General features: G+C 71.2%; 22 protein-coding genes and 1 pseudogene. 8 read left to right on the top strand and 15 right to left on the bottom strand.

The window, feature by feature from the left end; genetic code table 11:
• Nucleotides 1-224: 224 nt before the first annotated feature.
• Nucleotides 225-866, bottom strand: a complete 642-nt coding sequence (locus ACTMVF_RS18355; RefSeq protein WP_441272139.1) for a hypothetical protein — start codon at nt 864-866, stop codon at nt 225-227.
• A gap of 230 nt (nt 867-1,096) precedes the next feature.
• Between ACTMVF_RS18355 and ACTMVF_RS18350 the strand changes: the two genes are divergently transcribed.
• Nucleotides 1,097-2,587 (top strand): hypothetical protein, encoded by a 1,491-nt coding sequence (locus ACTMVF_RS18350; protein WP_441272138.1) that lies wholly within the window; start codon nt 1,097-1,099, stop codon nt 2,585-2,587.
• A gap of 18 nt (nt 2,588-2,605) precedes the next feature.
• On the opposite strand, the gene ACTMVF_RS18345 is transcribed toward ACTMVF_RS18350, so the two are convergent.
• From ACTMVF_RS18345 to ACTMVF_RS18330, 4 genes are all read right to left on the bottom strand, one after another.
• Nucleotides 2,606-4,063, bottom strand: a complete 1,458-nt coding sequence (locus tag ACTMVF_RS18345; RefSeq protein ID WP_441272137.1) for a hypothetical protein — start codon at nt 4,061-4,063, stop codon at nt 2,606-2,608.
• A gap of 78 nt (nt 4,064-4,141) precedes the next feature.
• Nucleotides 4,142-4,450 carry a SpoIIE family protein phosphatase gene (locus tag ACTMVF_RS18340; protein ID WP_441272442.1) on the bottom strand — a complete coding sequence of 103 codons (309 nt, stop codon included), beginning with the start codon at nt 4,448-4,450 and terminating at the stop codon, nt 4,142-4,144.
• Between the two features lie 18 nt (nt 4,451-4,468).
• Nucleotides 4,469-4,633, bottom strand: coding sequence for a hypothetical protein (locus tag ACTMVF_RS18335; RefSeq protein WP_441272136.1), 165 nt, complete (start codon nt 4,631-4,633; stop codon nt 4,469-4,471).
• 85 nt (nt 4,634-4,718) lie between these two features.
• A complete protein-coding gene (locus tag ACTMVF_RS18330) occupies nt 4,719-5,474 on the bottom strand; it encodes a linalool dehydratase/isomerase domain-containing protein (RefSeq protein ID WP_441272135.1) in 756 nt (251 codons plus the stop codon).
• A 2-nt stretch (nt 5,475-5,476) separates the two neighbouring features.
• Between ACTMVF_RS18330 and ACTMVF_RS18325 the strand changes: the two are divergent.
• Nucleotides 5,477-5,634, top strand: a pseudogene (locus ACTMVF_RS18325) (IS1380 family transposase); the annotation flags it as partial.
• A gap of 281 nt (nt 5,635-5,915) precedes the next feature.
• Here the strand turns inward: ACTMVF_RS18325 and ACTMVF_RS18320 are convergent.
• From ACTMVF_RS18320 to ACTMVF_RS18305, 4 genes are all read right to left on the bottom strand, one after another.
• Nucleotides 5,916-6,410 carry an excalibur calcium-binding domain-containing protein gene (locus ACTMVF_RS18320; RefSeq protein ID WP_441272134.1) on the bottom strand — a complete coding sequence of 165 codons (495 nt, stop codon included), beginning with the start codon at nt 6,408-6,410 and terminating at the stop codon, nt 5,916-5,918.
• Nucleotides 6,411-6,495: 85 nt separating this feature from the next.
• A complete protein-coding gene (locus ACTMVF_RS18315; RefSeq protein ID WP_441272133.1) occupies nt 6,496-7,653 on the bottom strand; it encodes an alkaline phosphatase PhoX in 1,158 nt (385 codons plus the stop codon).
• Between the two features lie 270 nt (nt 7,654-7,923).
• Nucleotides 7,924-9,408 (bottom strand): sensor histidine kinase, encoded by a 1,485-nt coding sequence (locus ACTMVF_RS18310; RefSeq protein WP_441272132.1) that lies wholly within the window; start codon nt 9,406-9,408, stop codon nt 7,924-7,926.
• Nucleotides 9,405-10,220, bottom strand: a complete 816-nt coding sequence (locus ACTMVF_RS18305) for a response regulator transcription factor (protein WP_441272131.1) — start codon at nt 10,218-10,220, stop codon at nt 9,405-9,407. The genes ACTMVF_RS18310 and ACTMVF_RS18305 overlap by 4 nt, the downstream gene beginning before the upstream one ends.
• 189 nt (nt 10,221-10,409) lie before the next feature.
• Here ACTMVF_RS18305 and ACTMVF_RS18300 point away from each other — a divergent pair, with 189 nt between their 5' ends.
• The 5 genes from ACTMVF_RS18300 (at nt 10,410) to ACTMVF_RS18280 (ending at nt 15,560) form a co-directional block, all read left to right on the top strand.
• On the top strand, nt 10,410-11,015 hold the full coding sequence (locus ACTMVF_RS18300; RefSeq protein ID WP_441272130.1) for a carbonic anhydrase: 606 nt from the start codon (nt 10,410-10,412) through the stop codon (nt 11,013-11,015).
• Nucleotides 11,012-12,775, top strand: coding sequence for a SulP family inorganic anion transporter (locus ACTMVF_RS18295; protein WP_441272129.1), 1,764 nt, complete (start codon nt 11,012-11,014; stop codon nt 12,773-12,775). Before ACTMVF_RS18300 ends, ACTMVF_RS18295 begins: the two co-directional genes overlap by 4 nt.
• 212 nt (nt 12,776-12,987) lie before the next feature.
• Complete coding sequence (locus ACTMVF_RS18290) at nt 12,988-14,322, top strand: S8 family serine peptidase (protein ID WP_441272128.1); 1,335 nt, start codon at nt 12,988-12,990, stop codon at nt 14,320-14,322.
• Entirely contained in the window at nt 14,319-14,567 is a 249-nt protein-coding gene (locus ACTMVF_RS18285; RefSeq protein WP_441272127.1) for a hypothetical protein, read from the top strand. Before ACTMVF_RS18290 ends, ACTMVF_RS18285 begins: the two co-directional genes overlap by 4 nt.
• A gap of 66 nt (nt 14,568-14,633) precedes the next feature.
• Nucleotides 14,634-15,560 carry an oxidoreductase gene (locus ACTMVF_RS18280; protein ID WP_441272126.1) on the top strand — a complete coding sequence of 309 codons (927 nt, stop codon included), beginning with the start codon at nt 14,634-14,636 and terminating at the stop codon, nt 15,558-15,560.
• Between the two features lie 29 nt (nt 15,561-15,589).
• Here the strand turns inward: ACTMVF_RS18280 and nirD are convergent, their stop codons facing one another.
• The 3 genes from nirD to ACTMVF_RS18265 are packed head-to-tail and all read right to left on the bottom strand — an operon-like array spanning nt 15,590 to nt 19,763.
• A complete protein-coding gene (nirD, locus tag ACTMVF_RS18275; RefSeq protein WP_441272125.1) occupies nt 15,590-15,940 on the bottom strand; it encodes a nitrite reductase small subunit NirD in 351 nt (116 codons plus the stop codon).
• Entirely contained in the window at nt 15,937-18,552 is a 2,616-nt protein-coding gene (gene nirB, locus ACTMVF_RS18270) for a nitrite reductase large subunit NirB (RefSeq protein WP_441272124.1), read from the bottom strand. The genes nirD and nirB overlap by 4 nt, the downstream gene beginning before the upstream one ends.
• A complete protein-coding gene (locus ACTMVF_RS18265; protein WP_441272123.1) occupies nt 18,552-19,763 on the bottom strand; it encodes an NAD(P)/FAD-dependent oxidoreductase in 1,212 nt (403 codons plus the stop codon). Before ACTMVF_RS18265 ends, nirB begins: the two co-directional genes overlap by 1 nt.
• A gap of 238 nt (nt 19,764-20,001) precedes the next feature.
• On the opposite strand from ACTMVF_RS18265, the gene ACTMVF_RS18260 reads away from it, so the two are divergent.
• The gene (locus ACTMVF_RS18260) at nt 20,002-20,784 is read left to right on the top strand and encodes a sulfite exporter TauE/SafE family protein (RefSeq protein WP_441272122.1); all 783 of its coding nucleotides are present in this window, start codon (nt 20,002-20,004) and stop codon (nt 20,782-20,784) included.
• Nucleotides 20,785-20,799: 15 nt separating this feature from the next.
• Here the strand turns inward: ACTMVF_RS18260 and ACTMVF_RS18255 are convergent, their stop codons facing one another.
• The 3 genes from ACTMVF_RS18255 to ACTMVF_RS18245 form a co-directional block, all read right to left on the bottom strand.
• A complete protein-coding gene (locus tag ACTMVF_RS18255) occupies nt 20,800-21,498 on the bottom strand; it encodes a class F sortase (protein ID WP_441272121.1) in 699 nt (232 codons plus the stop codon).
• 118 nt (nt 21,499-21,616) lie between these two features.
• A complete protein-coding gene (locus ACTMVF_RS18250; RefSeq protein WP_441272120.1) occupies nt 21,617-22,135 on the bottom strand; it encodes a hypothetical protein in 519 nt (172 codons plus the stop codon).
• Between the two features lie 301 nt (nt 22,136-22,436).
• Nucleotides 22,437-23,357, bottom strand: coding sequence for an aminoglycoside phosphotransferase family protein (locus ACTMVF_RS18245; protein ID WP_441272119.1), 921 nt, complete (start codon nt 23,355-23,357; stop codon nt 22,437-22,439).
• Nucleotides 23,358-23,404: the final 47 nt, after the last annotated feature.

Raw genomic sequence — 23,404 nt, 5'->3', positions numbered from 1 at the left:
CGGCTCCGGTGCACGAAGAGAGGGCGGCACCCTGTGCGGGGGTGCCGCCCTTTCAGGCATTGTCTGCGGAGACTGTCAAGCTACGTCGCTGACCAGGCGAAATGGCGTTTGCTGGCATTGGTTGCCGTTGACCTCGTCTGTAGGCGTTGTGCCCTCGTTGTGCCCTCCGGAGTGGTTAGGCCCCGTCGTGCGCCGTGGCACTGCCGAGGGCCGGTCTGAGCCCCTCAGAGAACCGTGCCGGGGGCCCTGCCGACGGGCGTCAGCACCCACCGGTACAGGCCCACCGCGGGCAGCACGAACAGCACGCGCACGGTCCAGTACAAGGCGATGCCGATCCCGGTGGCGACCGTGCTCACGAGCCACGCCAGGCCCCGGCCGCACCAGGCGATCGCCCGCCCCACCGGCGCGAGGATCCACTCGTACACCCACCTGGCCGGGACGACGAGGAGATACCGTCCCAGCCACGCCACCACGCCGAACAGGCCGAGCCCGACCGCGGCGAGCACCGCGCCGAGCCCTTTAAGCACGGGCGTCAGCACGCGCGCGTACAGCCACCCCAACTCGGCCCCGATCCCCCGCGCCACCCGCGCGAACGCGTGCCCCACGGGAGTCAGCGCGTACCGGTACACCCACACCGCGGGCACCACGACGAGCACGTTCCCCAGCCAGGCGAGCCCCTTGGCGACCGGCACGACGATGTACCGCCACAGCGCCACGAACGGCCACACGAACACCGCCCGCCCGAGCCACAGCAGCGCTCGCCCGACCGGTCGGAGCACGGTGTCGTTCAGAAAGCGCCCGGAGACTACGAGCGCGTCCCACACCATCCGCACCGGCACGACCAGTACGAGCACCTCGATCCGCACCGGCAGCCGGATCGCGACGACAAGGCCCCCCCGGGCGCGGGCTGGGGCCGCCGCGGGGCCGGGGGCTTCTCAAGGTCCATATCCGACTACACGCCTCAGCCACCTGTCCGGATCCCGATGTCCGGCGCGGTTCGCATTGCGAGATGGGGGACGCGGGTGAACAGTGGAGTTGTAGGCCCGGGTCGGCCAACAGTTGGTGCGGAACCGCGCACAGCGCATCGGGAACCATCATGGCCAGAACCACTCGGCGATACCTCCTCCACAGGGTCAACGCGTCTCTCCTGGCTGCGGCACTCGCACTGCCGGCCGGTGTGACCAGCGCGGTGGCGGCCCAGCAGGCGCCCGACGCGGGCAGGCCCGAGGCCCCCGCACAGCCGCCACCCCCACCGCCACCGCCACCGCCGCCACCTCCGCCCGACCCGAACACAACCTCTCCGCCGGCGCCCGAGCCCCCACCGCCCAAGCCGCCGCCCAAGCCGCCTCCCCCCGATGACCCACCGCCCGCTGACGAGGACGAGGAACAGCAGGAGCAGGAGCAGGAGCAGGAGCAGGAGCAGGAGCAGGAGGAGGAGCAGCAGCAGGAGCAGCAGCAGGAGCAGGAGGAGGACCAGGAACAGGGCGAGGGAGAGGAAAAGGAAGAGAAGACGAACGACCCGCCGTCGGAGCAGAAGCAAGCGGTTGAAGAGGTGACGACGACGCTCAGCGCGAAGCGCGAGGACGTACCCAAGGAGCTGACGGCGTCCGTCGACACACTGACCGCCACGCTCCGGGCGGCCGAAGCCCCGGACACCACACCGCAGGACCGGGGAGCGATCACCGACAGCGCGAAGGAGCTGGCCTCGGCGCTGGAGGTCATCAGCGACGACAGCGTGCCGGAGGAGGTGCGGGAACAACTGTCCGTGCTCGTGAAGCAGGTGACCTCCACCCTGGAGGCCGGGCAGGCCCCGGACGTGCCTCCCGAGGACCGTTCGCGACTCCTCCTGGTGGCGAAGCGGACGACTGCCGCGTTCGGCCTGGTCGCCGATTCCGGGACGCCCCCGAGTCTGACCAAGCCCGTGGTGGTGACGGTGCGATACCTGAGCGAAGCGGGGGAACAGGACAAAGGTAAGGAAGAGACGGGCCTGACGGCGAGTTCCTCACTGGACCTCGTCGGCGATCCGCGGATACCCGAGAAGCAGCGGAAGAGGCTCGCGGAGATCACAGCGGAGGTCAGTCGGCTGATGAAACGGGCGACCGACCCCGGGGCCTCACCCAAGGAGCGGGCCGACGCCCGGCAGGAGATGACGGACCGGACCTCCCGGATGAAGGAAGAGCAGGAGGAGGCCGCCTCGGCTCAGGAGCCGCCGGACTCTCCACTCGGGGAGGCCGCCGAAGTGTGCACCAACGCCGTGTTCGAGGCCGTTTCGCAGCGGGACCTTTCAAAGGGGCTGGAAGACGTGACACCCCCGGATTGGGACAGCACCGGGGTCAAGGACTTCTGGAAGGCCAGCGATGAGGGAAACGACGTCCTCAACGTCCGCGCTCAGCTGGAGAACGACCAGCACGCCGACGCCCCCTTCGAGGTCGCGCCGCTCATCACCGGGCTCGCCGAAACCGTGGAGGGGAAGGACCTGATCGGGAAGCTCGGCGGGAAGCCGTCCGCCCACTGCCGGCAGACGGCCGTGTACCTGCGGGAGGAAGGCGTTACGGTGGGAAGCTGGCTGCCGAGCGACGAGGGATAGGCCGGCGCGGGGCCCTCGTCACACACCGGCGGACTTCAGCAGTTCCGCCACGGGCACCTCCGCGTCGGCCCGAATGCTCGCGGTCCCGTATCTGTCCAACTCCCTTCGCTCTTCCCGTAGGGAGCCCTTTGTCTCCCAGTAACGAAGCGAGGAGATGGAGGAAACGGGCCCGACACCCGGCGACCAGCTCGTCGTCACGAACCGCGGTTTGCGTGTCACGTTGATGAGGTTGTTGTTGTGCCGGACACGCCCGCTGTAGATGATCTGCTGTCCGCACAGCACCCACCGGCAGTAATAGCGCTCGTCGCTTTCGTGCCACGTGTAGTGCGCCTCACTGAACTCGTCCACATCGAGCTTTCCCCGGTCCTTCCTCATGTAAGAGATCTGCACATTGACGCTGACCGTGTCGTATTTCGCTTCTCTGGGAATTTGAAAGACGCGCTGGGTGGAGAACTGCTGCCCGACTTCGAGCCACTTGCCGGCGCCGTAGACGTGATTGCTGCTGATCGTAGTCTTCCTGAGATCACCGACGTAGAGCTCAGCCTCCCCCAGCGTGTTTCCCAACTCCCCGGCGGTCTCTCGCCAGTCCTCCAGCAATTCCGCGCCCCTGGGTACTTTGGAGTATGCGGCGGCCCTGCCCCGGACCGTGTAGATATCATTGATGACATAGACGGGAATTCCGCCGGTATTCTTCATGGAAAACGTCAGTGGCACATGGACGAATGGCAGATTCCGATCCGCCCGCGCCGCCCCGAATTCCGCCTTCAGAGTGAGGTGCATGGGGGCCGCCGTCGGCTGGTACATGGTCGAGTACGCCAGGCTGACCCCAGTCAGGAGCGCGGTGGCCACCACTCCGGCCGCGAATCTCTTGGGCCACGGGACGCCTTTCCAGCACTTTTCCCGCACGAGAACGACGAGCGCCCAGACCGACCAGCACCAAAGAGGCAGGAACATCAGCAGATAGGGCGTGTACTCCATCTCTTCGAGCCACATGAAGAGCAGGAGGCTGGACGTGGCCAGCGTGATGAGCACCCCGAGCAGCACGACAGCCCCGGAGATCCTGAACTGACGTCTCCCCCAGTAGTCGAGCACGGTCACCGCGGCCAGGCCCTGCACGAGGCCCGTCAGCACGAAGAGCACGCCCGTCATCCGTTGCGCGAAGGTGAGCGCCCCCAAGGCGTCCGGCCATCCGACGGCCGCGCTGAGCACCATGGACGCCAGCAGTCCGGCCATCATCAGCACGAGGGCCGCGTGTCTGCGCAAGGGGTGGTCCGGCCACGTCCCGCTGTCGCCTCCGCGCCAGCATATGGAGGTCGTGTCCTCCAGGTCCGTATCGTCCGGAAAGCCGAGGTGGCGGAGAATCCTGCGCAGCTCACCCGTGGACCAGGCACTGCCCACCGTCTCACCGCCCACGGTCACCCGGCGAAGACCACGACTGTCCGGTGCCTCGACGACGACCCATGGGCGGATACTCATGCCACCAGGCTCGGACGCGGCCCACCCGGGCGCACCCGGGGCTCCCCCGTTCGGCAGAGGCATCCGGCGCGGATGAGCTCAGCGAACGTGGCCCTGCTCGGGCGAGTGAGCGAGCGGGGCTCCCTCACGTACGCCCTCCGGGACCCGGTCGAGGAAGTCGCGGGTGTGGCCGATCAGCCGCTGATGGAGTTCGTCCCGGAACTGCCGCGGAGTGGCCGCGTCCACTGCCTCCATCACCTCGGGCAGCGGAAAGAACTTGCCGCGGTTGTCGAGGGCTTCGACCACGCCGTCCGTGTAGAGGAGCAGCCGGTCGCCGGGCTCGAAGGCGTGGCTTTCCGGCGCGACCGAAACGGCGGGCATCAGGTCTTCCAGCCCCAGCGGCGGCATCGGCACGCTGGCGTCGAGTCAGAGTGGCTCCAGGAGAACCAGCTGCGGTTGGCCGGTGTCCGGAACGCGGTCACACAACCTTTCGGAGTCGTCCCGTCGTGGACCGCTCCCCACGGCGGCCGCCGCGAGCCCCGCACCGCACGCCCAGAGCAGGGTCTCGCCCATCAGGTGCATGCTGGCCATGACCGCTCCCATCGCCGCATGGGGAACCCAGCGGCGGGCGGGATGCTCATCGTGAAGTCCTCGGTCGGAGAAGGCAGTCGGGGGATCACTGCCAGCGCAGCGCGAGGGTGGTCTCTCCCGTGACGGGAAGCGTGAGACGCAGGGTCCCGTCGGCGTTCGCCGTGCCCGTCTGTACCTCGGCGCCGTCGCGGTACAGGGTCCAGTCCCGGTCGCCCGGCACCCCGGTGACGTCGAGCCGCGCATCGGCACCGGAATCCTCCCGGGACCGCAGACCGAGGAGCAGGGTGCGGCTGTCGCGGTCGTAGAAGGCCCGCCGAACGTCGAGCGCGCCCTCGATCCCGGTCAGGCGGGGCTCGGCGAAGTGGTCGGACGTCCAGGGCTTGTTGTAGAGGGCCCACAGGCCGTCGGGGACGTTGAGCCGGGCGTAGCCGAGCATGGAGTTGCCGGTCAGCGGGTCCATGTAGGTCATGTTGCCGTCGGCGTCCGACGAGACGTCGTTGCGGGGGTAGTAGAGGCCGCCCTTCTCCCAGGTCGGGTTCATGAAGCGGTCGGCGTGGGCGAGCAGGCCCGCGAGGCGTTCGTCGCCGATCTCGGACAGCCCGGCGGCCACATAGCCGAAGGTCGGGTTCGCCCACACGTGGTCGGGGTTCTCCGGGAGGTCGGCCGGCTCGCCGGCGTCGAGGGCCGCCTGCACCTTGGCCAGGGTCTCCGCGGAGTACGGCATCAGCGTGCCTTCCGGGCCCTTGCGCAGGGCGCGTACGGCCTCGGCCCTGACGATCACCCGGCCGACGCCGGTCGTGCCGGTCATACCGGCCAGGATGGCGTCGGCCAGATCGTCCAAGTATTCCTCCGCCTGGGTGCGGTCCTGGCCTCGTGCAGGCCGGGTCGGTGCTGCTGGTGGAGACGGTCCGCAAGTCCGGCCTGGACACCGCGATACCGGCGGCGCTGGCATCCTGGCCAAGTCGCGGGCCGTGCACGATCCGGGCAAGATCCTGCTGGACCGGAGAGTGGAAGTACCCCGGCGCCGAGCCGACGCGACAGTCGGACCACCAGCCTGCCCCGGCTCCAGAAAGGACGCACTACACAGGCACAGAGCCCTTGAGGACAACGACGAGGGGCCCCGCTGACAATCAGTGGGGCCCCTCGTTTCGCCTGTTCAGGCGCCTGCGGAGGATACGAGATGCGAACTCGTCAGGAGTTGCCCCCAACAGCTTTCCAACTATGCGCATGGTCAAGTGCCCAGCGCCGCAGAGAAGTCGAGGACAGGCTGCGGAGCCCGCTCTCAGCTGTCGCAGCCCACCCCGTCGTTGTCGCGGTCCAGGTGCGAGGCGTAGCCGGGCTCGCCCCGGTGGACTGGGGCGGCGCCGGCCGCGCGGGCCTCGCTGCAGTTGGCGTAGTAGACGTCGCCGCCGGAGGAGTCGGTGTCGTCGGAGGTGTCGGACGCTGAGTCGTCGGCGGCTGCCGGGGCCGCGGTGACCGTCGTCGTGACCTTGACCGTCTTCGTGGCCGTCACGGTCGGTGCCGGTTCGGGTTCCTCCGCGGGGGCGGTCATGGTCGCCGTGACGGTGACCGTGGGCTGGGGTGAGGCCGCCGTCGGTTTCGCGTCGGAGGTCTTCGCGTCCTGGTCGGACGCGCCTGCGCCGATGCCGAGGAAGAAGGCCAGAGCGAGGGCCGGGAGTACGTACCGCTTGCGCGCCCATCCGGGGGCCGGCCGGAAGGCCGGCTGTGGTGGCACGGGCGGCTGCGGCATGGGTGCTGAGGTGTACGGATTGGTCATGTCATCCCCCCACTGGTGGTGCGTGAGGGGATGACCGTAATGCCGGGCGACCGTTTGTGAAGGAGATGTGGCTGTTTCGTGACCGCTACGCGCGGAACGGGCCCCTCACCTCGTACGTGATGCCGCCCGACGAAGAGCCGGTGGTGCCCCGCTGGCTGGAGAAGTACAGCCGTGTCCCGTCGGGCGAGAACGCCGGGCCCGTGATCTCCGAGCTCGACTGGCCGTCGATCCGCAGGAACGAGGAGACGACGTCGTCCGGGGTGATCAGGCAGATCTCCATGTTGCCGCCGTCCTCGGCGACGAAGAGGTCGCCGGAGGAGGCGCCGGTGATGTTGTCGACGCCGGTGAGGGGGGCCGTGCCGTTGACGAGGGAGTCGTCGTACGCCAACTCGTAGGTGTTCGACGTCAGGTTGAGCTGCCAGACGCGGTTGTCGCCCTTGGTGGTGAACCACACCGTGTCGTTCGCGTAGTGGCAGCCCTCGCCGCCGTTGAAGGACTTCGAGCCCGAGACCTGGGAGCGCGTGGCCGTCGGGGAGCCGTCCGGGTCGGGGACGTTCGCCCAGGTGAAGGAGCCGGACGTGCCACTGCCCGCGACCATGACCTGGAGCGTGCCGGAGGACAGGTTGCCCCAGGTCGTTGGGACGAAGCGGTAGAAGCGGCCGTTCGACTCGTCCTCGGTCAGGTAGATCACCTTGCGCACCGGGTCCGCGGCAGCCGCCTCGTGGTTGAAGCGGCCCATCGCGTCCCGGCGGATCGCCGCGTTCGTGCCCCAGGGGTCGGTCTCGTAGACGTAGCCGAGGGACACCTCCTCGCAGGACAGCCAGGTGTTCCACGGGGTGGCGCCGCCCGCGCAGTTGCGGTTGGTGTTGGACAGGATCCGGTAGGCGCCCGTGATGGTGCCCGAGGAGTTGAACTTGACGGCGCCGGCGCCGCCGGTGGAGGAGATCTCCGAGTTGGAGACGTAGATCCAGCCCGTGCCGTCGGCGAAGCAGGCGCCGCCGTCGGGGGCGTTGTGCCAGGTGTACGAGGTGCCGCTGACCCGCTGGCCGGAGCGGGCGATGACGCGGCTGGTGAAGCCACTGGGGAGTCTGATGCCGTTGGCGTCGGGGGAGCCCAGCGGCCCGTAGGGGCCGGTGCCGGGCTGGGCGGGGGCGGCGTATGCGGCGCCGCGCCACAGGGTTCCGCCGAACACGGCGGCAGAGCCGCCGAGGACGGCCGCACGCAGGAGGTTACGACGTTCCACTCTCACTCCAAGAGATGCCGTACCGCCCCGCCGTCGGTCGACGACGGGGTCGTGCGCGGGGGGCGGCATGGAACCTAAGGGCGGATGGTGGACGGACCGTGGCCAACGCATGGCCGTCGGACGGCGTGCCCGGGTGCTGCCTGTGCGCTGACCACGAGTGCTCAGGTGAGTGCCACCCGCGTGCGCTCCCCGGAGTGCAGATACCCGCGTGCGCTCCTCGGAGTGCCACCGCCCGCGTCCGCTCCCCCGAGTGCCGTCACCCGGGTGCGCTCACGCGCGCAACGCCGGCACCGCCCGCTTCCGCTGCCCGGGTCTGTCGTGGCCCGGGCCGTGCACCTCGCGCGGCGGCTCCGCCGACGGCAGGCGGATCACCGCGTCCAATCCGCCCGCGGCCGATGCGTGCAGGCTCGCCTCGCCGCCGCTGGCGTGCGCGAGCCGTTGGACCAGGGAGAGGCCGAGTCCCGTGCCGCCCTTGGGGGCGCCCGGCGCGCGCCAGAAACGGTCGAAGGCGCGGGCGCGCTGATCCGGAGTCATGCCGGGGCCCTCGTCGGCGATGTGCAGGTCGACCCAGGCGGGGCGGGCGTCGCGCAGGGCGCGGCGGGCCGGTACGTGGAGCCGTAGCTCCATGGTCACGGTGCTGCCCGGCGGGGAGGCGCGCAGGGCGTTGGACAGCAGGTTGTCCACGATCTGCTCGACCCCGCCCGGCACCGCGAGGACCGGGCCCACACTCCCGGCGAACAGGACCAGGGCGACCCGCTGCTTCGCGAACAGCGGCTGCCAGGTGCGGTGCCGTTCCGCGCAGACCGCGCCCACGTCGACCGGCCCGGGCGTCGCGGCGTCCTCCTCCAGGCGTGCCATCGCCAGCAGGCCCTCGACCATCCGGGAGAGCCGGTCCGTCTCGGTCACCGCGGCGGTGAGGCTGCCCCGGCCGCGGTCCAGGACGCTCGGTTCCAGGTTCTCCAGCCTCAGCCGCAGCGCCGCGAGCGGCGTCTTGAGCTGGTGGGAGGCCTCGCCCGCGAAGGCGTGCTGAGCGGCGAGGAGATGGGCGAGCCGGGCCGCGGTGCGGTTGAACGCGGCAGCGAGGCGGCGTACTTCGGGCGGTCCCTTCGTGATCGTCACCGGTGCCGCCAGGCCGCCGTCCGCCAACTCGTCGGTGGCCCGCTCCAGTTCACGGATGGGCCGGCCGGTCCAGCGGGCGATGGCGAACCCGACCACGGCGACCGCGGTGAGGACCCCGAGCCCGCCGAGGCCGAGCAGCAGCCAGACGTGATGGACGCGTTCGTGCACCGTGCGGGTCGGCAGGGTCAGCCATACGGCACCCTGCAGTCCCGAGTTGTGCCGGATCGGCGCGGCGACCGAGAGGTACTCGACCCCGCCGATGGTCGACGTACGGACATCCACCGTGGACGTGCCGTGGAGGGCGGCCGCGATACCGGGGCGGGAGGCGAGGTTGGACGACATGACGGCGGCCAGCGGATGCGAGGTGGCGAGCAGGGTGCCCGCGGCGTCCACGACCACCACCTTCCCGCCGATGCGCTCGGCGCAGTGCACCACCCGGCGCGGCAGGTCCCGCTCGGCCCGGCCCGCGCTGAGGGACAGCGAGGCGTACGCGGAGACCGACTCGGCCTCGTCCTTCGCCGCGCTCACCACCCGCTCCCGCTCGCTGCGCGAGTACACGAAGCCCAGCGGGATCTCCAGGCACAGCAGCACGAGCGCGGCGAGGGAGAGGTAGCTGAGCAGCAGCCGGCGGGTCACGGCGAGGACACCCGCTGCCCGCCCGGCTCGGCCTGCACCGCCAGCCGGAAGCCGACCCCGCGCAGTGTCTGGATCCACGCCGGGTCGCCCAACTTGCGCCGCAGCGAGGCGACATGGACGTCCAGCGTCTTGGTCGGCCCCTCGTAGTGCGGATCCCACACCCGGTCCAGGATCTGCTGCCGGGAGTAGACCGCACCCGGATCCTCGGTCAGCAGCGCCAGCAGCTCGAACTCCTTCGGGGTGAGCGTGACGGGGGCCTCACCGACCCAGACCTGGCGGGTGCGGCGGTCCACGACGAGAGGGCCGGGCGCGTACGAGGGTGGTGGCGCGGTGTCCTCGTACGACGAGGGCGGCGGGGCCCCGTACGAGAGTGAAGGCGTCGGTTCGTACGACAGCGGGGGCGTCGGCTCGTACGCGGCGGTCGTGACCGGCGCCTCCGCACCCGCCACCTCCGTCCGCTGGGTCCGCCGGGTCACCGCCCGCACCCTTGCCACCAGTTCCCGCACACTGAACGGCTTCGCCAGATAGTCGTCCGCCCCGAGCTCCAGCCCCAGCACCCGGTCGGCCTCCTCACCCCGCGCACTCAGGATGATGACCGGCACGTCCGAGACCTGCCGGATGCCGCGGCAGACGTCGATGCCGTCCATGTCCGGCAGCCCGAGGTCGAGCAGGACGACATCCCCGTACGGCCTGCGCAAACCTTCGGCACCGGTGGTGACGTGATCCACCGTCAGCCCGAAATGCCCCAGCCCCTCGGAGAGCGGTTCGGCGATCGTCTCGTCGTCCTCGATGAGCAGCACTTGTATGCCCATGGGTCCTGTCTCTCGAATTGACATTCTCTGCCCTGGAGTCGACACGCTACAGGGGACAAGCGCTTGCGTGGCCGCTCGACAAAGAATGTCCAATTTCTGGGCGGGCTCTGGCTTTCACTTAACCTTCGTCTGGTGTGGCTCCCTCTACGGTGTGGTGACCTGGCCGAACTCCCAGCCGAGGAGGCACTGTTGAAGGCATTGCTGGACCGCGCACGCTCGTTCAAACGACGGGTCGATTTCGAGAGCGGTGAATACCGGAAACTGGCCGAGGGGCAATATCCCGAGGCACTCTTCATTACCTGCTCGGACTCACGGGTCATACCCGCCCTGATTACCGGGGCGCGGCCCGGAGAGATATTCGAGCTGCGCAACGCGGGCAATATCGTGCCGCCGTACGGCAGCCCCGGCGCGTCCGGGGAGGCCGCCACCATCGAGTACGCACTGGAGGTGCTCGGGGTTCAGGACATCGTCGTGTGCGGTCACTCACACTGCGGTGCGATGGGTGCGCTGAAGTCCGGCGACGACCTGTCCGCGCTGCCGGGCGTGGACGCCTGGCTGCAACTGGCCCGCCCCGAACTGGCACCGGTCCTCACGACCGCCTCCGACGATCCGTCGCTGCCCGACGTGGCGCAGGGCAATGTCGTCAACCAGCTCGCCGTACTGCGGACTTACCCGGTGGTGCGGCAGCGGCTGGACGGGGGGCGGCTGCGGCTGCACGGCTGGTACTACGAGGTCGACACCGGGCAGGTGCACGAGTTGGAGGGCGACGGTCGGTTCCGGGTGCATAGCGGATGAGCGGGGCGCATGCGCGCGGGCGTACGCGCACGAAGGAGGGGGCGCCGAAGGAGAGGGCACCGAGGGAGAGGGCGCCGAAGGGCGGAGGCGTCGCGAACTCACCGAAGACCGGGGGCGGGAGGCCGGCGAAGGCCTCGGGTGGGCGGCCCGACCTCGCCAACGAGATCACCGCCTCCCTCGTCGTCTTCCTCGTCGCCCTCCCGCTGTGCATCGGCGTGGCCGTCGCCTCCGGTGTCCCCGCCGAACTCGGGATCATCTCCGGGGTGATCGGCGGCCTGGTCGTCGGCGCGGTGCGCGGCAGCACGCTCCAGGTCAGCGGACCGGCCGCCGGGCTCGCCGCGCTGGTGGCGGAGACGGTGCTGGAGCACGGCGTGGCCATGCTCGGCGTGATCGTCCTGTTCTCGGGCATCCTGCAGATCGTCCTCGGCCTCGTACGCCTCGGCCGGATGTTCCAGGCGATCTCCCTCGCGGTGGTCCAGGGGATGCTGGCCGGCATCGGCCTGCCGCTGATGTTCAGCCAGGCGTACCCGATGGCCGACGCCAAGGCCCCGGGCACGCCCATCGAGAACATGGCCGGCATCCCGAGCCTGTTCGCCGACATCCTGACCGACCCTCAGGCGATGATCGCCACGCTGCTCGGCGTCGCCACGATCGTGCTGAGCTTCCTGTGGAAGAAGGTGCCGGGCCCGGCGAAGAGGATCCCGGCCGCGCTGGTCGCGGTCGGCATCGGCATCGCGGTCGCCGCGCTGCCCGGCGTGGACGTCAAGACGCTCCAGGTCGGCAACCTGCTGGCGTCGGTACAGGTCCCGGGGGCCGCGCAGTTCGCGGGTCTCGCGGACGTCGCGGTCCTCACCTCCATCCTCACCTTCACGGTGATCGCCTCCGCGGAGAGCCTGTTCACCGCGGCCGCCGTGGACCGTATGCACAGCGGCCCGCGCACCCGCTACAACACCGAACTCATCGCCCAGGGCGCCGGAAACACGGTCGCGGGCATCCTCGGTGCGCTCCCCATCACGGCCGTCGTGGCCCGCAGCTCGGCGAACGTGCAGGCGGGTGCGAAGACCCGCATCTCCCGTACCCTGCACGGCCTGTGGCTGCTGGCCTTCGCCCTGCTGCTGCCGCAGGTCCTGGCCCTGATCCCGATCTCGGTGCTCGCGGGCGTCCTCGTGCACAGCGGCTGGAAGCTGTTCGCGCCGGAGGAGTTCCCGAAGATGTGGCGGCAGGACCGGGGTGAGTTCGTGGTGATGACGGTGACGACGCTGGTCATCGTGGCGACGGCACTGCTGGAGGGCGTCCTGATCGGCCTCGCGGCCGGGATCGTGCTGGCCGCCCTGCGCATGTCCCAGACGGTGATCCGGCAGCACATCGAGGACGACACCGCGAAGGTCGTCATGGCCGGCAACGCGACCTTTCTACGGCTCCCGCAGGTCATCGAGGCCCTGGAGTCCGCGGCGGCCTCCGGCAAGCCCCGCATCCGCCTGGACCTGACCGGCGTGACCCATCTGGACCACGCGTGCCGGAACCAGGTCGAGGAGTTCACCGGGCAACAGCGGGGGTTGGGGCTGCGGGTGGAGTTGTTGATGCCGGGGCCGGCGAAGACGAGCGTGGAGGCACCGGTCGCGGTCGAGAGGGAGATCGCCGAACCGGCCCCGACGGCGGCCCCCGGCCCCGGGGCCGAGTGGTTCTACCTGGACACGAGGCCCCTGTCCACCGGTCAGGAGGCGTACGACGGCTACGACCACGCGAGCATGCGGCGCTGAGTGCCAGGGGTCCGTGTTGCGGGGCTCACCGCTCGGTGCGACGGTTGACGAGGGGGCGATGCCGACGGCCTGGTGAAGGGCATCCTCGCAGGTCACGGCAGTAACGCGTCGATCCGCGACCGATCCGCGCCCCTCTTTCTGCGGCGCTGACCCTCCGTGCCTCGACGCGTGTCCCCGCACGGGGAGCACACCGACAGAAAGTGGGAAATTCAATGGCGAACGGCCCCATGGACAGGCGCGCCTTCGGCGAGCAGCCCCAACGTCCCAGCGGCCCCGGCAGGGGCCGGGGCGCGGAGTACACCGGCCGGTACGTGGTTCTGCTCGACCAGGGCAACCAGGAGAGCGGACTGAACGCACTGCGGTCCTCCGCCGGCATAGCCTCCGTCGAACGTGTGCGAGGAGCCGAGCCCGGAAACGTCACCGAGCTCCTCGAACGCCCGGACGTCTCGGTGCACTTCGAGGAGCTCGGCGTCGCCGTCGTCGAGGTACGGCCCGAACAGCGCCATGCGCTGGTGACCACGGCCGAGGCGGACCCCTCGATCATCGCGGCGGAGCCGGAGCGCATGGTCTACGCCTCGCCCATCACCGCCCCGACGCAGGCACCGACCGAGTTCTACCCGGCGTTCCGCAGCGACGAGGACGTGGTCGACCGCCACACCAGGGCCGAAATGGCCGCGGCCCAGGGCGCGTCATGGGACGAGCAGAGGTGGACCTGGGGCATTCAGGCGATCCGGGCCAACCTGACCAGCCTGACCGGACGCGATGTGAAGATCGCCGTCCTCGACACCGGTGTGGACACCGACCACCCGGACCTGGCCGCACGCATCGAGGCGACGGCCTCCTTCGTGCCCGGCGAGACCGTCGAGGACGGCCACGGGCACGGCACGCACTGCATCGGCACCGCCGCCGGTCCGGCCCACCCCCACCAGGGACCCCGCTACGGCGTGGCCTGCGAAGCCCGGATCCTCGCCGCGAACGTGCTCGGCAGGATCGGCGAAGGCCCCGATAGCCAGATTCTGGCGGGCATCGACTGGGCCATCGCCCGCGGAGCGCGGGTGATCTCCATGTCGTTCGGCTCCCCGGTCCTCCCCGGTGAGCTGTTCCCACAGGTGTACGAGGAGGTGGCCCGGCGCGCGCTGGCGCGCGGGACGGTGCTCGTCGCCGCCGCGGGTAACGAGAGCTTCCGGCCCCCGTTCATCGCGCCCGTCGGCCGGCCCGCCAACTGTCCCTCGATCCTCGCGGTGGGCGCGCTCAACAAGGCGCTCGGCGTGTCGCACTTCTCCAACGGCGCCGTCAACGGCCAGGGCGGCGAGATCGACATCGCCGCGCCCGGCTCGCACATCCACTCGGCGGCCCCCGGCGGTGGGTACCAGCACATGAACGGCACCAGCATGGCCACGCCGCACGTCGCGGGTGCCCTCGCCCTGCTCGCCGAGGCGAATCCCAACGCCTCCGCGGCCGACCTCGTGGCCAGTCTGCTGGCCGGTGCGTTCCCGCTGACGCTGCCCGCCAGTGACGTCGGCGAGGGCCTGCTGCAGGTCCCGTGAGCGAGTCGCCGAAGTCCGCGCCGGTCGGGGTCGTCCTCGCGGTCGACCCCGACCGGTTCGCGGAGGTGGTCGAGGCCCTGCGGCAGGCCGGGCTCACGGTCACCGGCGAGCAGCCGATCCTCGGCACGCTCTCCGGCACGGTCACCGAGGACCGGCTCCCCGCCCTGGAAGCGGTCGACGGCGTCGCGGCCGTCGACCGGGAGCGCACCGTACGACTTCCCCCACCCGACGCGCCGATCCAGTAGGTTTCCCGCCCCCGGATTCTGATAGACGGAAGAGAAGGAGGACCCGCCCGGGAAGGGAGCTCGGTCATGTCCGGCTGGAACGCGCACGACATCCCCGACCAGAGTGGACGCGTCGCCGTGGTCACCGGAGCCAACAGCGGGCTCGGGTACGTCACCGCGCGGGAGCTGGCCCGCAAGGGCGCGCGGGTGGTGCTCGCGTGCCGGAGCGAGGCGCGGGGTGCGGCGGCCGTCGAGCGGCTGGCCGCCGAAGTGCCCGATGGGCGGATCGAGTTGAGGCGGCTCGATCTCGGCGACCTCGGCTCCGTGCGGGAGTTCGCCGCGACATCGCCGTACGACGGGCTCGACCTGCTCGTGAACAACGCCGGGGTGATGGCGCTGCCGTACGGCACGACGGCGGACGGCTTCGAGACGCAGTTCGGGGTCAACCACCTCGGGCACTTCGCGCTCACCGGTCTGCTGCTGCCCGCGCTGCTCGCGGCGCCGGGCGGGCGGGTGGTGACCGTGTCCAGTCCGCTGCACGCGATGGCCAACATCGACATCGCCGACCTCAACAGCGAGCGCAGGTACCGGCGTTGGATTGCCTACGCCCGCTCCAAGACCGCCAACCTGCTCTTCACGCACGAGCTGGCGCGCAGGCTGGCGGTGCGGCAGGCGGACGTGGTGGCGGCCGCCGCCCATCCCGGGTACGCGGACACCAATCTGCAGACCGAGGGGCCGCGCATGGAAGGGCGCCGGGTCAGCGAGTGGTTCGTGCGGCTCGGCAACCGCGTCTTCGCCCAGCCCGCCGAGGCCGGCGCGCTCCCCGTCCTGTACGCGGCCACCGCCCCCGCCGTCCGCCCCGACTCCTTCACCGGCCCGTCCTTCGCCGACTGGCGCGGTTCACCCGCCCCGGCGTGGAGGGCGTCGTGGACGCTCAACGACCGTGCGGGTGAACGGCTTTGGGAGGAGTCGGAGCGGCTGACCGGGGTGACGTACGACGCTCTGAAGGTGTGAGCGCCGGTGAGCCGTCAACTCCTTTGGATCTACGCCGCCCGCACCTCGTAGGCCGCGATCCGCACCGCCTCGTCGTCCAGGCACTGCCCGGTCTCCAGGTCGAAGCGCTGCTTCAGCAGGGGCGAGGCGACGAACGGGCGGCCCTGGTGGGTGCCGGTCAGGCCGCGGGAGAGGACCGCCGCGCCGCCGAAGGGGTCGCGGTTGTCGATGGCGTACAGGGTGCCGTTCCGGTCGCGGAACAGGGCCACCTGGCGGCCGTCGGGCAGGAGCGCGGCCACGCCGCGGCCGGGGATCAGCCGGCTCAGGTCGCAGACCGTGAACCAGTCGTCCTCCAGCTTGAGCTGGACCTTCAGGTCGGTCGTCTCGGGTGCCAGGGTCATCGCTGGGCGCTTCCTTCCAGGACGTCTTCAGCGGGGCGCATGCCGATGGACAGCAGCGGCAGGTCGGGCTTGATCTGGTCGCGCTCGGGGATGAAGCCGACGACCGGGTCGGGGGTGTCGGGGGCGTTCACGAAGGACACGAAGCGGGAGAGCTTCTCGGGGTCGTTGATGGTCGTCGCCCACTCGTCGGCGTAGTGCGCCACGTGGTCCGCCATCAGGGACTCCAGCTCCTCGCAGATGCCGAGGGAGTCCTCCACGACCACGTCCCGGACGTGGTCCAGGCCGCCGGGGATCCGCTCCAGCCAGGTCGAGGTGCGCTCCAGCCGGTCCGCCGTACGGATGTAGAACATCAGGAAGCGGTCGATCAGGCGGATCAGCTCGGCGTCGGACAGGTCCTGGGCCAGCAGGTCCGCGTGGCGCGGGGTCGCGCCGCCGTTGCCGCCGACGTACAGGTTCCAGCCGTTGGCGGTGGCGATCACGCCGAAGTCCTTCGACTGGGCCTCGGCGCACTCGCGCTGGCAGCCGGAGACGGCCGACTTCAGCTTGTGCGGGGAGCGCAGGCCCCGGTAGCGCAGCTCCAGGTCGATTGCCATGCGGACCGAGTCCTGGACGCCGTAGCGGCACCAGGTCTGGCCGACGCAGGACTTCACGGTGCGCAGCGCCTTGCCGTACGCGTGGCCGGACTCGAAGCCGGCGTCCACCAACCGGGTCCAGATGAGCGGGAGTTGCTCGACACGGGCGCCGAACATGTCGATCCGCTGGCCACCCGTGATCTTCGTGTAGAGGCCGAAGTCGCGGGCGATCTCGCCGATCACGATCAGGCCCTCCGGGGTGATCTCACCGCCGGGGATGCGCGGGACGACCGAGTACGAGCCGTTCTTCTGGAGGTTGGCCAGGAAGTGGTCGTTGCTGTCCTGAAGGGAGGCCTGCTCGCCGTCCAGGACGTAGCCGCTCGCGCCGATCGTCGGGGCGAGGGAGGCGATGATGGAGCCCACCGCCGGCTTGCAGATCTCGCAGCCGTCGCCGCCCTTGGCGCCGTCGCGGCCGTAGCGGTCCAGCAGGTCCTGGTAGGTGTTGATGCGCAGGGCGAGGACGATCTCGTACAGCTCCTCGCGGGTCTGCGAGAAGCAGCCGCACAGGCCCTTGTCGACCTCGACGCCGGACGCCTCCAGCTCGGCGGTGACCAGCTGGCCGAGCACCTTGATGCAGGAGCCGCAGCCCGTGCCGGCCTTGGTGCACTTCTTCACCTCGGGCACGGTCGTGCACTGGTGGTCGGTGACCGCGCCGCGGATGGTGCCCTTGGTGACGTTGTGGCAGGAGCAGATGACCGCCTCGTCCGGCAGCGCGGACGGGCCGAGCTGGGCCGGAGCCCCGGCACCGGCCGGCAGCACCAGCGACTCGGGCGAGACCGGCGGGACCGAGCCGGTGAACGCCTTCAGCGTGCCGTACGCCTCGGCGTCGCCGACCAGGATGCCGCCGAGCAGCGTGCCGTCGCGGCCGATGACCAGCTTCTTGTACAGGCCCGCGCGGGAGTCGGAGTAGACGACGTCCAGGCAGTCCTCGGCGGTGCCGTGCGCGTCACCGAAGGACGCCACGTCGACGCCGAGCAGCTTCAGCTTGGTGGACAGGTCGGCGCCGGTGAACTGCGCCTCGTCCTCGGCGATGGTCGCGGCGGCCGTCTCGGCCTGCTCGTACCCCGGGGCGACCAGGCCGTACACCCGACCGTCGGAGGCCAGCGCGCACTCGCCGATCGCGAACACGTGCGGGTCGGAGACCGTACGGCACTGCTCGTCGACCGCGATGCCGCCGCGCTCGCCGACCGTGAGGCCGCAGTCGCGGGCCAGCTGGTCGCGGGGGCGGACACCGGCGGAGAACACCACCATGTCGGTGGCGAGTTCGGAGCCGTCGGAGAGCTTCATGCCGGTGACGGCACCGGCCTCGTCGACGACGATCTCCTGTGTGCCCACGCCCGTGTGGACGCTCAGGCCCATGTCCTCGATGGTGCGCAGCAGGGCCGCGCCGCCGCCCTCGTCGACCTGCACCGGCATCAGGCGCGGCGCGAACTCCACGATGTGGGAGGTGAGTCCGAGGCCCTTCAGCGCACCGGCCGCTTCGAGTCCGAGCAGACCGCCGCCGACCACCGCACCGGTCGTCGCCGTCTTGGCGTACTCCTCGATGGCGAGGAGGTCCTCGATCGTGCGGTAGACGAAGCAGCCCTCGGCGTCCTTGTTGGGGACCGGCGGGACGAAGGGGAACGAGCCGGTGGCGAGGACGAGGGTGTCGTACTCGAAGACCTGGCCCGACCTGGCCGTGACCTTCTTCGCCTCGCGGTCGATCGTCTGGGCCGGGTCACCGACGTACAGCTCGATGCCGTGCGTGTCGATGAACTCCATGTCCGTCATGGAGAGGTCCTCGGGCGTCTTGCCCGAGAAGTACGAGGTGAGGGCGACGCGGTCGTACGCCGGACGCGGCTCCTCGCACAGCACGACCACGCGGTGCGTGGCGGTCAGGCCGCGCTCGGCGAGCGCTTCGAGGAAGCGCTGGCCGACCATGCCGTGGCCGACGAGCACGATCGTGGGGGTGGCCTCCGTGGCCTCCGGGGTGGCGGTCATCAGGAGCCTCCATCGTTGGTGAGCAGGTGGAGCAGGGGGCCGTCGTCGGGGAGCGGCTCTGCTCCCTCCCAGGCGCGGGCGAGCGCGCCGACGGTGCCGAGTTCGCCGACGAGCACCCCGCCGACCAGGCGGTCGTCGCGGACGACGACCTTGCGGTAGGTGCCTCGGGTGGCGTCCGTGAGCTGGATGACGTCGTCCCCGGGGCGCGGCTCCGTCTCGCCGAACGCGGCGAGGTCGAAGGCGCTCTGACCGGACAGCGTGAGCCGGGTCAGCGAACGGGTGCCGGTGTAGCGGGCGTGCGCCCGGCCGGCCAGCAACTCGGCCAGTACCTCGGCCTGTTCGAGGGCCGGCGTGGCCAGCCCGTAGACGGTGCCGTTGTGCTGGGCGCAGTCGCCGATGGCGTGGATGTACGGGTCGGAGGTGCGCAGCTCGTCGTCGACGACGATGCCCTTGCGCACGTCCAGTCCCGCGGCCTGCGCGAGGCCCGCGCGCGGGCGCACGCCGCAGGCCAGGACCACGAGGTCGGCGTCGAGGGCGTAGCCGTCGGCCATCTCGACCGAGCGGACCGCGCCGCCGACGCAGCGCACGTCACGTACCCGCAGGTCGGTGTGGACCTCGACACCGAGATCCCCGAGGTGGCGCCGGACGAGCTTGGAGGCGCTCGGGTCGAGCTGGCGCTCCATGAGCCGCTCGGACTGCTGGGCCAGGACGACCTGGGCGCCGCGCTGGGCGAGCGCACGGGCCGCGGAGACTCCGAGGAGCCCGCCGCCGATGACGACCGCCTTCGCTCCCGGCCGGACCGCCTTGGACAGGCCCAGGCAGTCGTCCATGGTGCGGAAGGCGTGGACGCCCTCCGGCAGGACGTGGTCGGGCGTGAACAGGCCGCGCAGGGGCGGCAGCACCGGGTTCGAGCCGGTGGCCAGGACCAGCCGGTCGTATGCGATCTTCGAACCGTCCGCGCATTCGACGGTCCGCGCCTCCCGGTCGATGCCGGTGACCCGGGCACGGGTGAGCTGCGCGGGTGCGGGCAGCGCGATCACGTCGGGGCTGTACCGTCCGGCCAGCACTTCGGCGAGGAGCACCCGGTTGTACGGGCGGTGCTCCTCGTCGCCGATGAGCGTGACGGGCGTGCCGAGCTCACCGAGCCGCCGGGCGAGTCGTACGCCCGCGAGGCCGGCGCCGATCACCACCACACGCGTATTCGAGGTCATGCACTTGAGCGTGCGGTGCCGGTGTTACCCGACCGCATCACGTCTGTTTCCCACGAGGAACGCTGCCCTCAGCGGGGGCGGTGGGCGAGTGTGAGGGTTCGGGGAGCGCGGTGGGGGCGGGCTGTGAGGTCGGACCGGGACGGGGGACGGGAGGGAGAGAGGCCCGACCCCCGCCGCAACCTCAGATACTCCTCATTTACGTGGACCTCACACGCATCATCCGCCTAGGGTCGCGATCATGCCCGACATATCGCTGACCATGGTCGTTGTCCTGTGCCTCGCGGCCCTCGCAGCCGGCTGGATCGACGCCGTCGTCGGCGGCGGGGGCCTGCTCCTGCTCCCGGCGCTGCTGCTCGGCCTCCCCGCGAGCACGCCGGCCGCGTACGCGCTCGGCACCAACAAGGCCGTCGCGATCGTCGGCACGACGGGCGCCGCGGTGACGTACGCCCGCAAGGCGCCCGTGGACGTGCGGCTCGCCGTACGCATCGGGCTGGCGGCGCTCGCGGGATCCTCCGGCGGCGCCTTCTTCGCGGCCGGCATGAGCACCGAGGTGCTGAAGCCCGTGATCATGGTGGTGCTGCTCGCCGTCGCCGCCTTCGTGATCCTGCGCCCCGCCTTCGGCACGGCCCCGGCGACGGGCCCGGCCACCCGCCGCCAGGTCCTCGCCGCGATCGGCCTCGCGGGCCTGGGCATCGGCTTCTACGACGGCCTGATCGGCCCCGGCACCGGCACCTTCCTGGTCCTCGCCCTCACCGCCGTACTCCACCTCGACCTCGTCACCGCCTCCGCCACCGCCAAGATCGTCAACTGCTGCACCAACGCCGGCGCGCTCGCCACCTTCGCCTGGCAGGGCACGGTCCTGTGGCAGCTGGCCGCGCTGATGGCCGTGTTCAACCTGGCGGGCGGCACGTTGGGGGCGCGTACGGCACTGAAGAAGGGCAGTGGGTTCGTCCGCGTGGTGCTGCTGACGGTGGTGTTCACGCTGGTGGCGAAGCTGGCGTACGAGCAGTGGGCGGCCTAGCCGGTCCCTCAGGGGTCAGCGGCTGCCGGTGAGGTGGGCGAAGACGACGACGTTGCCCTGATAGCCGGTCGTCCGTGAGTAGCCGCCGCCGCAGGTGATCACCCGCAGCTCGGGGCGGGGCGCCGGGCCGTACACCTTCTCGTCGGGGAAGGCCTTCGCGTCGTACACCTCGACGGCGTCGACGGAGAAGAGCGCCGTGCCGCCGTCCCGTCGTTCCACCTCGATCGTGCTGCCCTTCCTCAGGGCGCCGAGGTGGTAGAAGACGGCGGGCCCTTCGGTGTTGTCGACGTGGCCGGCGACGATCGCGGTGCCCGTCTCACCGGGTGTGGTGCCGGCCTCGTACCAACCGGCGAGGTTCTTCCGCTCGGCGGGCGGGACGTCGAGGCTGCCCGTCCTCGTCAGGCCGAGGCCCATGAGGGGGGCGTCGACGCGTATGGCGGGGATGCGGATGCGGTCGGGAGGGGAGGGGGGTAGGGCGGGGGAGCGGGGGGCTGTGGGGGGTGGGTCCGGGGAGCGGAGGCCCCGGGGGTGCGGGTCTGCGGGGTGCGGGTCGGCGTGCGAACCGTTCGACTCCCGCTGCGCGGTCGAGGGCTGCGGTGGCGCGTGCTTCTCGGTGCCGCTGCCCAGCAGCCAGGCGCCGGAGCACAGGGCCAGTACGGTGACGGCGGCTATGGCGGCGTCGCCAAGGCCGGGGTGACTGCGGTGACTGCGCACGCGAGCCTCCTGGAACTCTCCTCGGGCCGCCCTCATCCCCCTCCGGGCCGCGAGGGGCGTCGGACCCGGAGGGGGAGGGGACGTGCGGTACCGGTGGACGGACAGCGGAGGGTGTCCGTCAGATCCCGTCGCCTCTCGCCCGGCGATGCAGGAGCCAGGTACCGCCCGCGGCGGCGACGGCGAGAGCCGCCACGCCGGCCGCGGTCTGCACGGGATCGGGGCCAAGAGCGCCACCGACCCCCGTCTTCACACTTCCTCTCGGATACACCTGCTCGGCACGCGGGGACGTCAGCGTGACCACCAGGTCCCCCGTCACCCGCCGGCCGTCCTCGGCGCAGGTCGCGACGATCTCGTACGTCCCCGGCTGCGCGCTCGGCGGCACCCGGAACTCCCCGGACGCGTCCCGCTCGTGCGGCGCCAGCGTGAAGGAACCCGCGCCCACGGCGCTGGCGTCGCCCGCCGCCGTGACGCCGTCCCCGCAGTCGGCCGTCCGCACCGTGACATCCCCGCCCGGCACGACCGACGCCGGGGACACCTCCAGGCCACCACCGTCGTCGCCGTACGCGGGCGTGACGACGAGCCCCACGGCGCCGGCGGCCAGCGCGGTCCCGGTCAGCAGACGGGCGGTACGTCGCATCGATGTTCCTCCGCACTCAGCGGGGCCGCGGCCCGCGACACCCCCATGTGCCGCTGCGTCGGTCGTGCCCCTGCCCTTTCGAGGTAAGTGGCAGTGGGGCCGGAGCGCTTCCCGAGGGAACGCCGAGAATGCGGTGAATGGGTGTCCGGAGGGGAGGGCGAGATCGGCGGCCGGTGGTGTTTCAGCAGGTCATCGTGTGTGCCGACGGTGTCGCGGAAGAGAACCCGTTGGGCGCGGGGCGGGGCGTGTGAACGGGTGACGGGGTGACCCGGGTGACGCGGGTGGTGCGGGGCAACGGACGCTACCCCGCCCGGTACTCCGCCAGCACCTCGCCCACGGCCCGCATCCCCACTCTCGCCAGTACCGGATTCGTCCCGTTCCCGCAGAGGCCGCCGTAGTAGTGCTCCGCCATCAACCCGAAGCACAGCGCCCACCCCCGCCCCCGCGCCCATGTCGCGTCGTCGACCTCGGCCGCCGCGCGGAACACGTCACGGGTCGCGGCGTCGAAGACCGCCCAGGCCGCGATGGTGTCGGCCGCCGGGTCTCCGACCCCGAGGCCGCCGAAGTCGATGACGGCGGTGAGGCGGCCGGCGGAGGTCAGCAGGTTGCCCGGGAGCAGGTCGCCGTGCAGCCAGACGGGGGCGGCGTCCCACTGGGGGAGGCGGAGGGTCTCCTCCCAGGCCGCTGTCGCGACCTCGGGGTTCAGCACTCCGGCGGCGCCCAGGTCGCGGATCGCGGTCCGTACGTAGTCGTCGTGCTTGCCGACCGGGTCGCCCCGCCAGGACGGCGGCCCGCCCACGGCGTCCACCTCCCGCAGCGCCGCCACGAACCGGCCCAACTGCTCGGCGGCTTCCGGTAGTTCGACGAGCGGCGCGTCGTAGGAGTTCTCGCCGTCCAGCCACTCGTACACACCCCACGGCAGCCCGTACCCGGCGCCGGGCTCCCCCTTCGCGAGCGGCGTCGGCACGGGGAGGGGGAGACACGGGGCCAGGTGCGGCAGCCAGCGGTGCTCCGTGTCGATCTGGCGGGCCCCGCCCGGCAGCCGTGGCAGCCGTACGACCAGGTCGGCGCCCAGCCGGTACATCGCGTTGTCCGTCCCGGCGGAGGCGACCCGTGTCACCGGCAGCCCGGCCCACCGCGGGAACTGCTCCGCGACCAGCCGGGCGACCAGGGTCGCGTCGATGTCCAGTTCGTCGGCGTGCATCTTCGTGGGCGAGGACATACGGCTCCGTGGCGGCTCGGGAGCGGGCAGGCGGCAGCGGAGCCGGA

Origin of the sequence: Streptomyces sp. SD31 (assembly GCF_052068475.1) — a bacterium.
Taxonomy (GTDB): domain Bacteria; phylum Actinomycetota; class Actinomycetes; order Streptomycetales; family Streptomycetaceae; genus Streptomyces.
The sequence above is the reverse complement of the archived record's forward strand: the minus strand, read 5'-3'. Positions and strand labels throughout refer to the sequence as shown.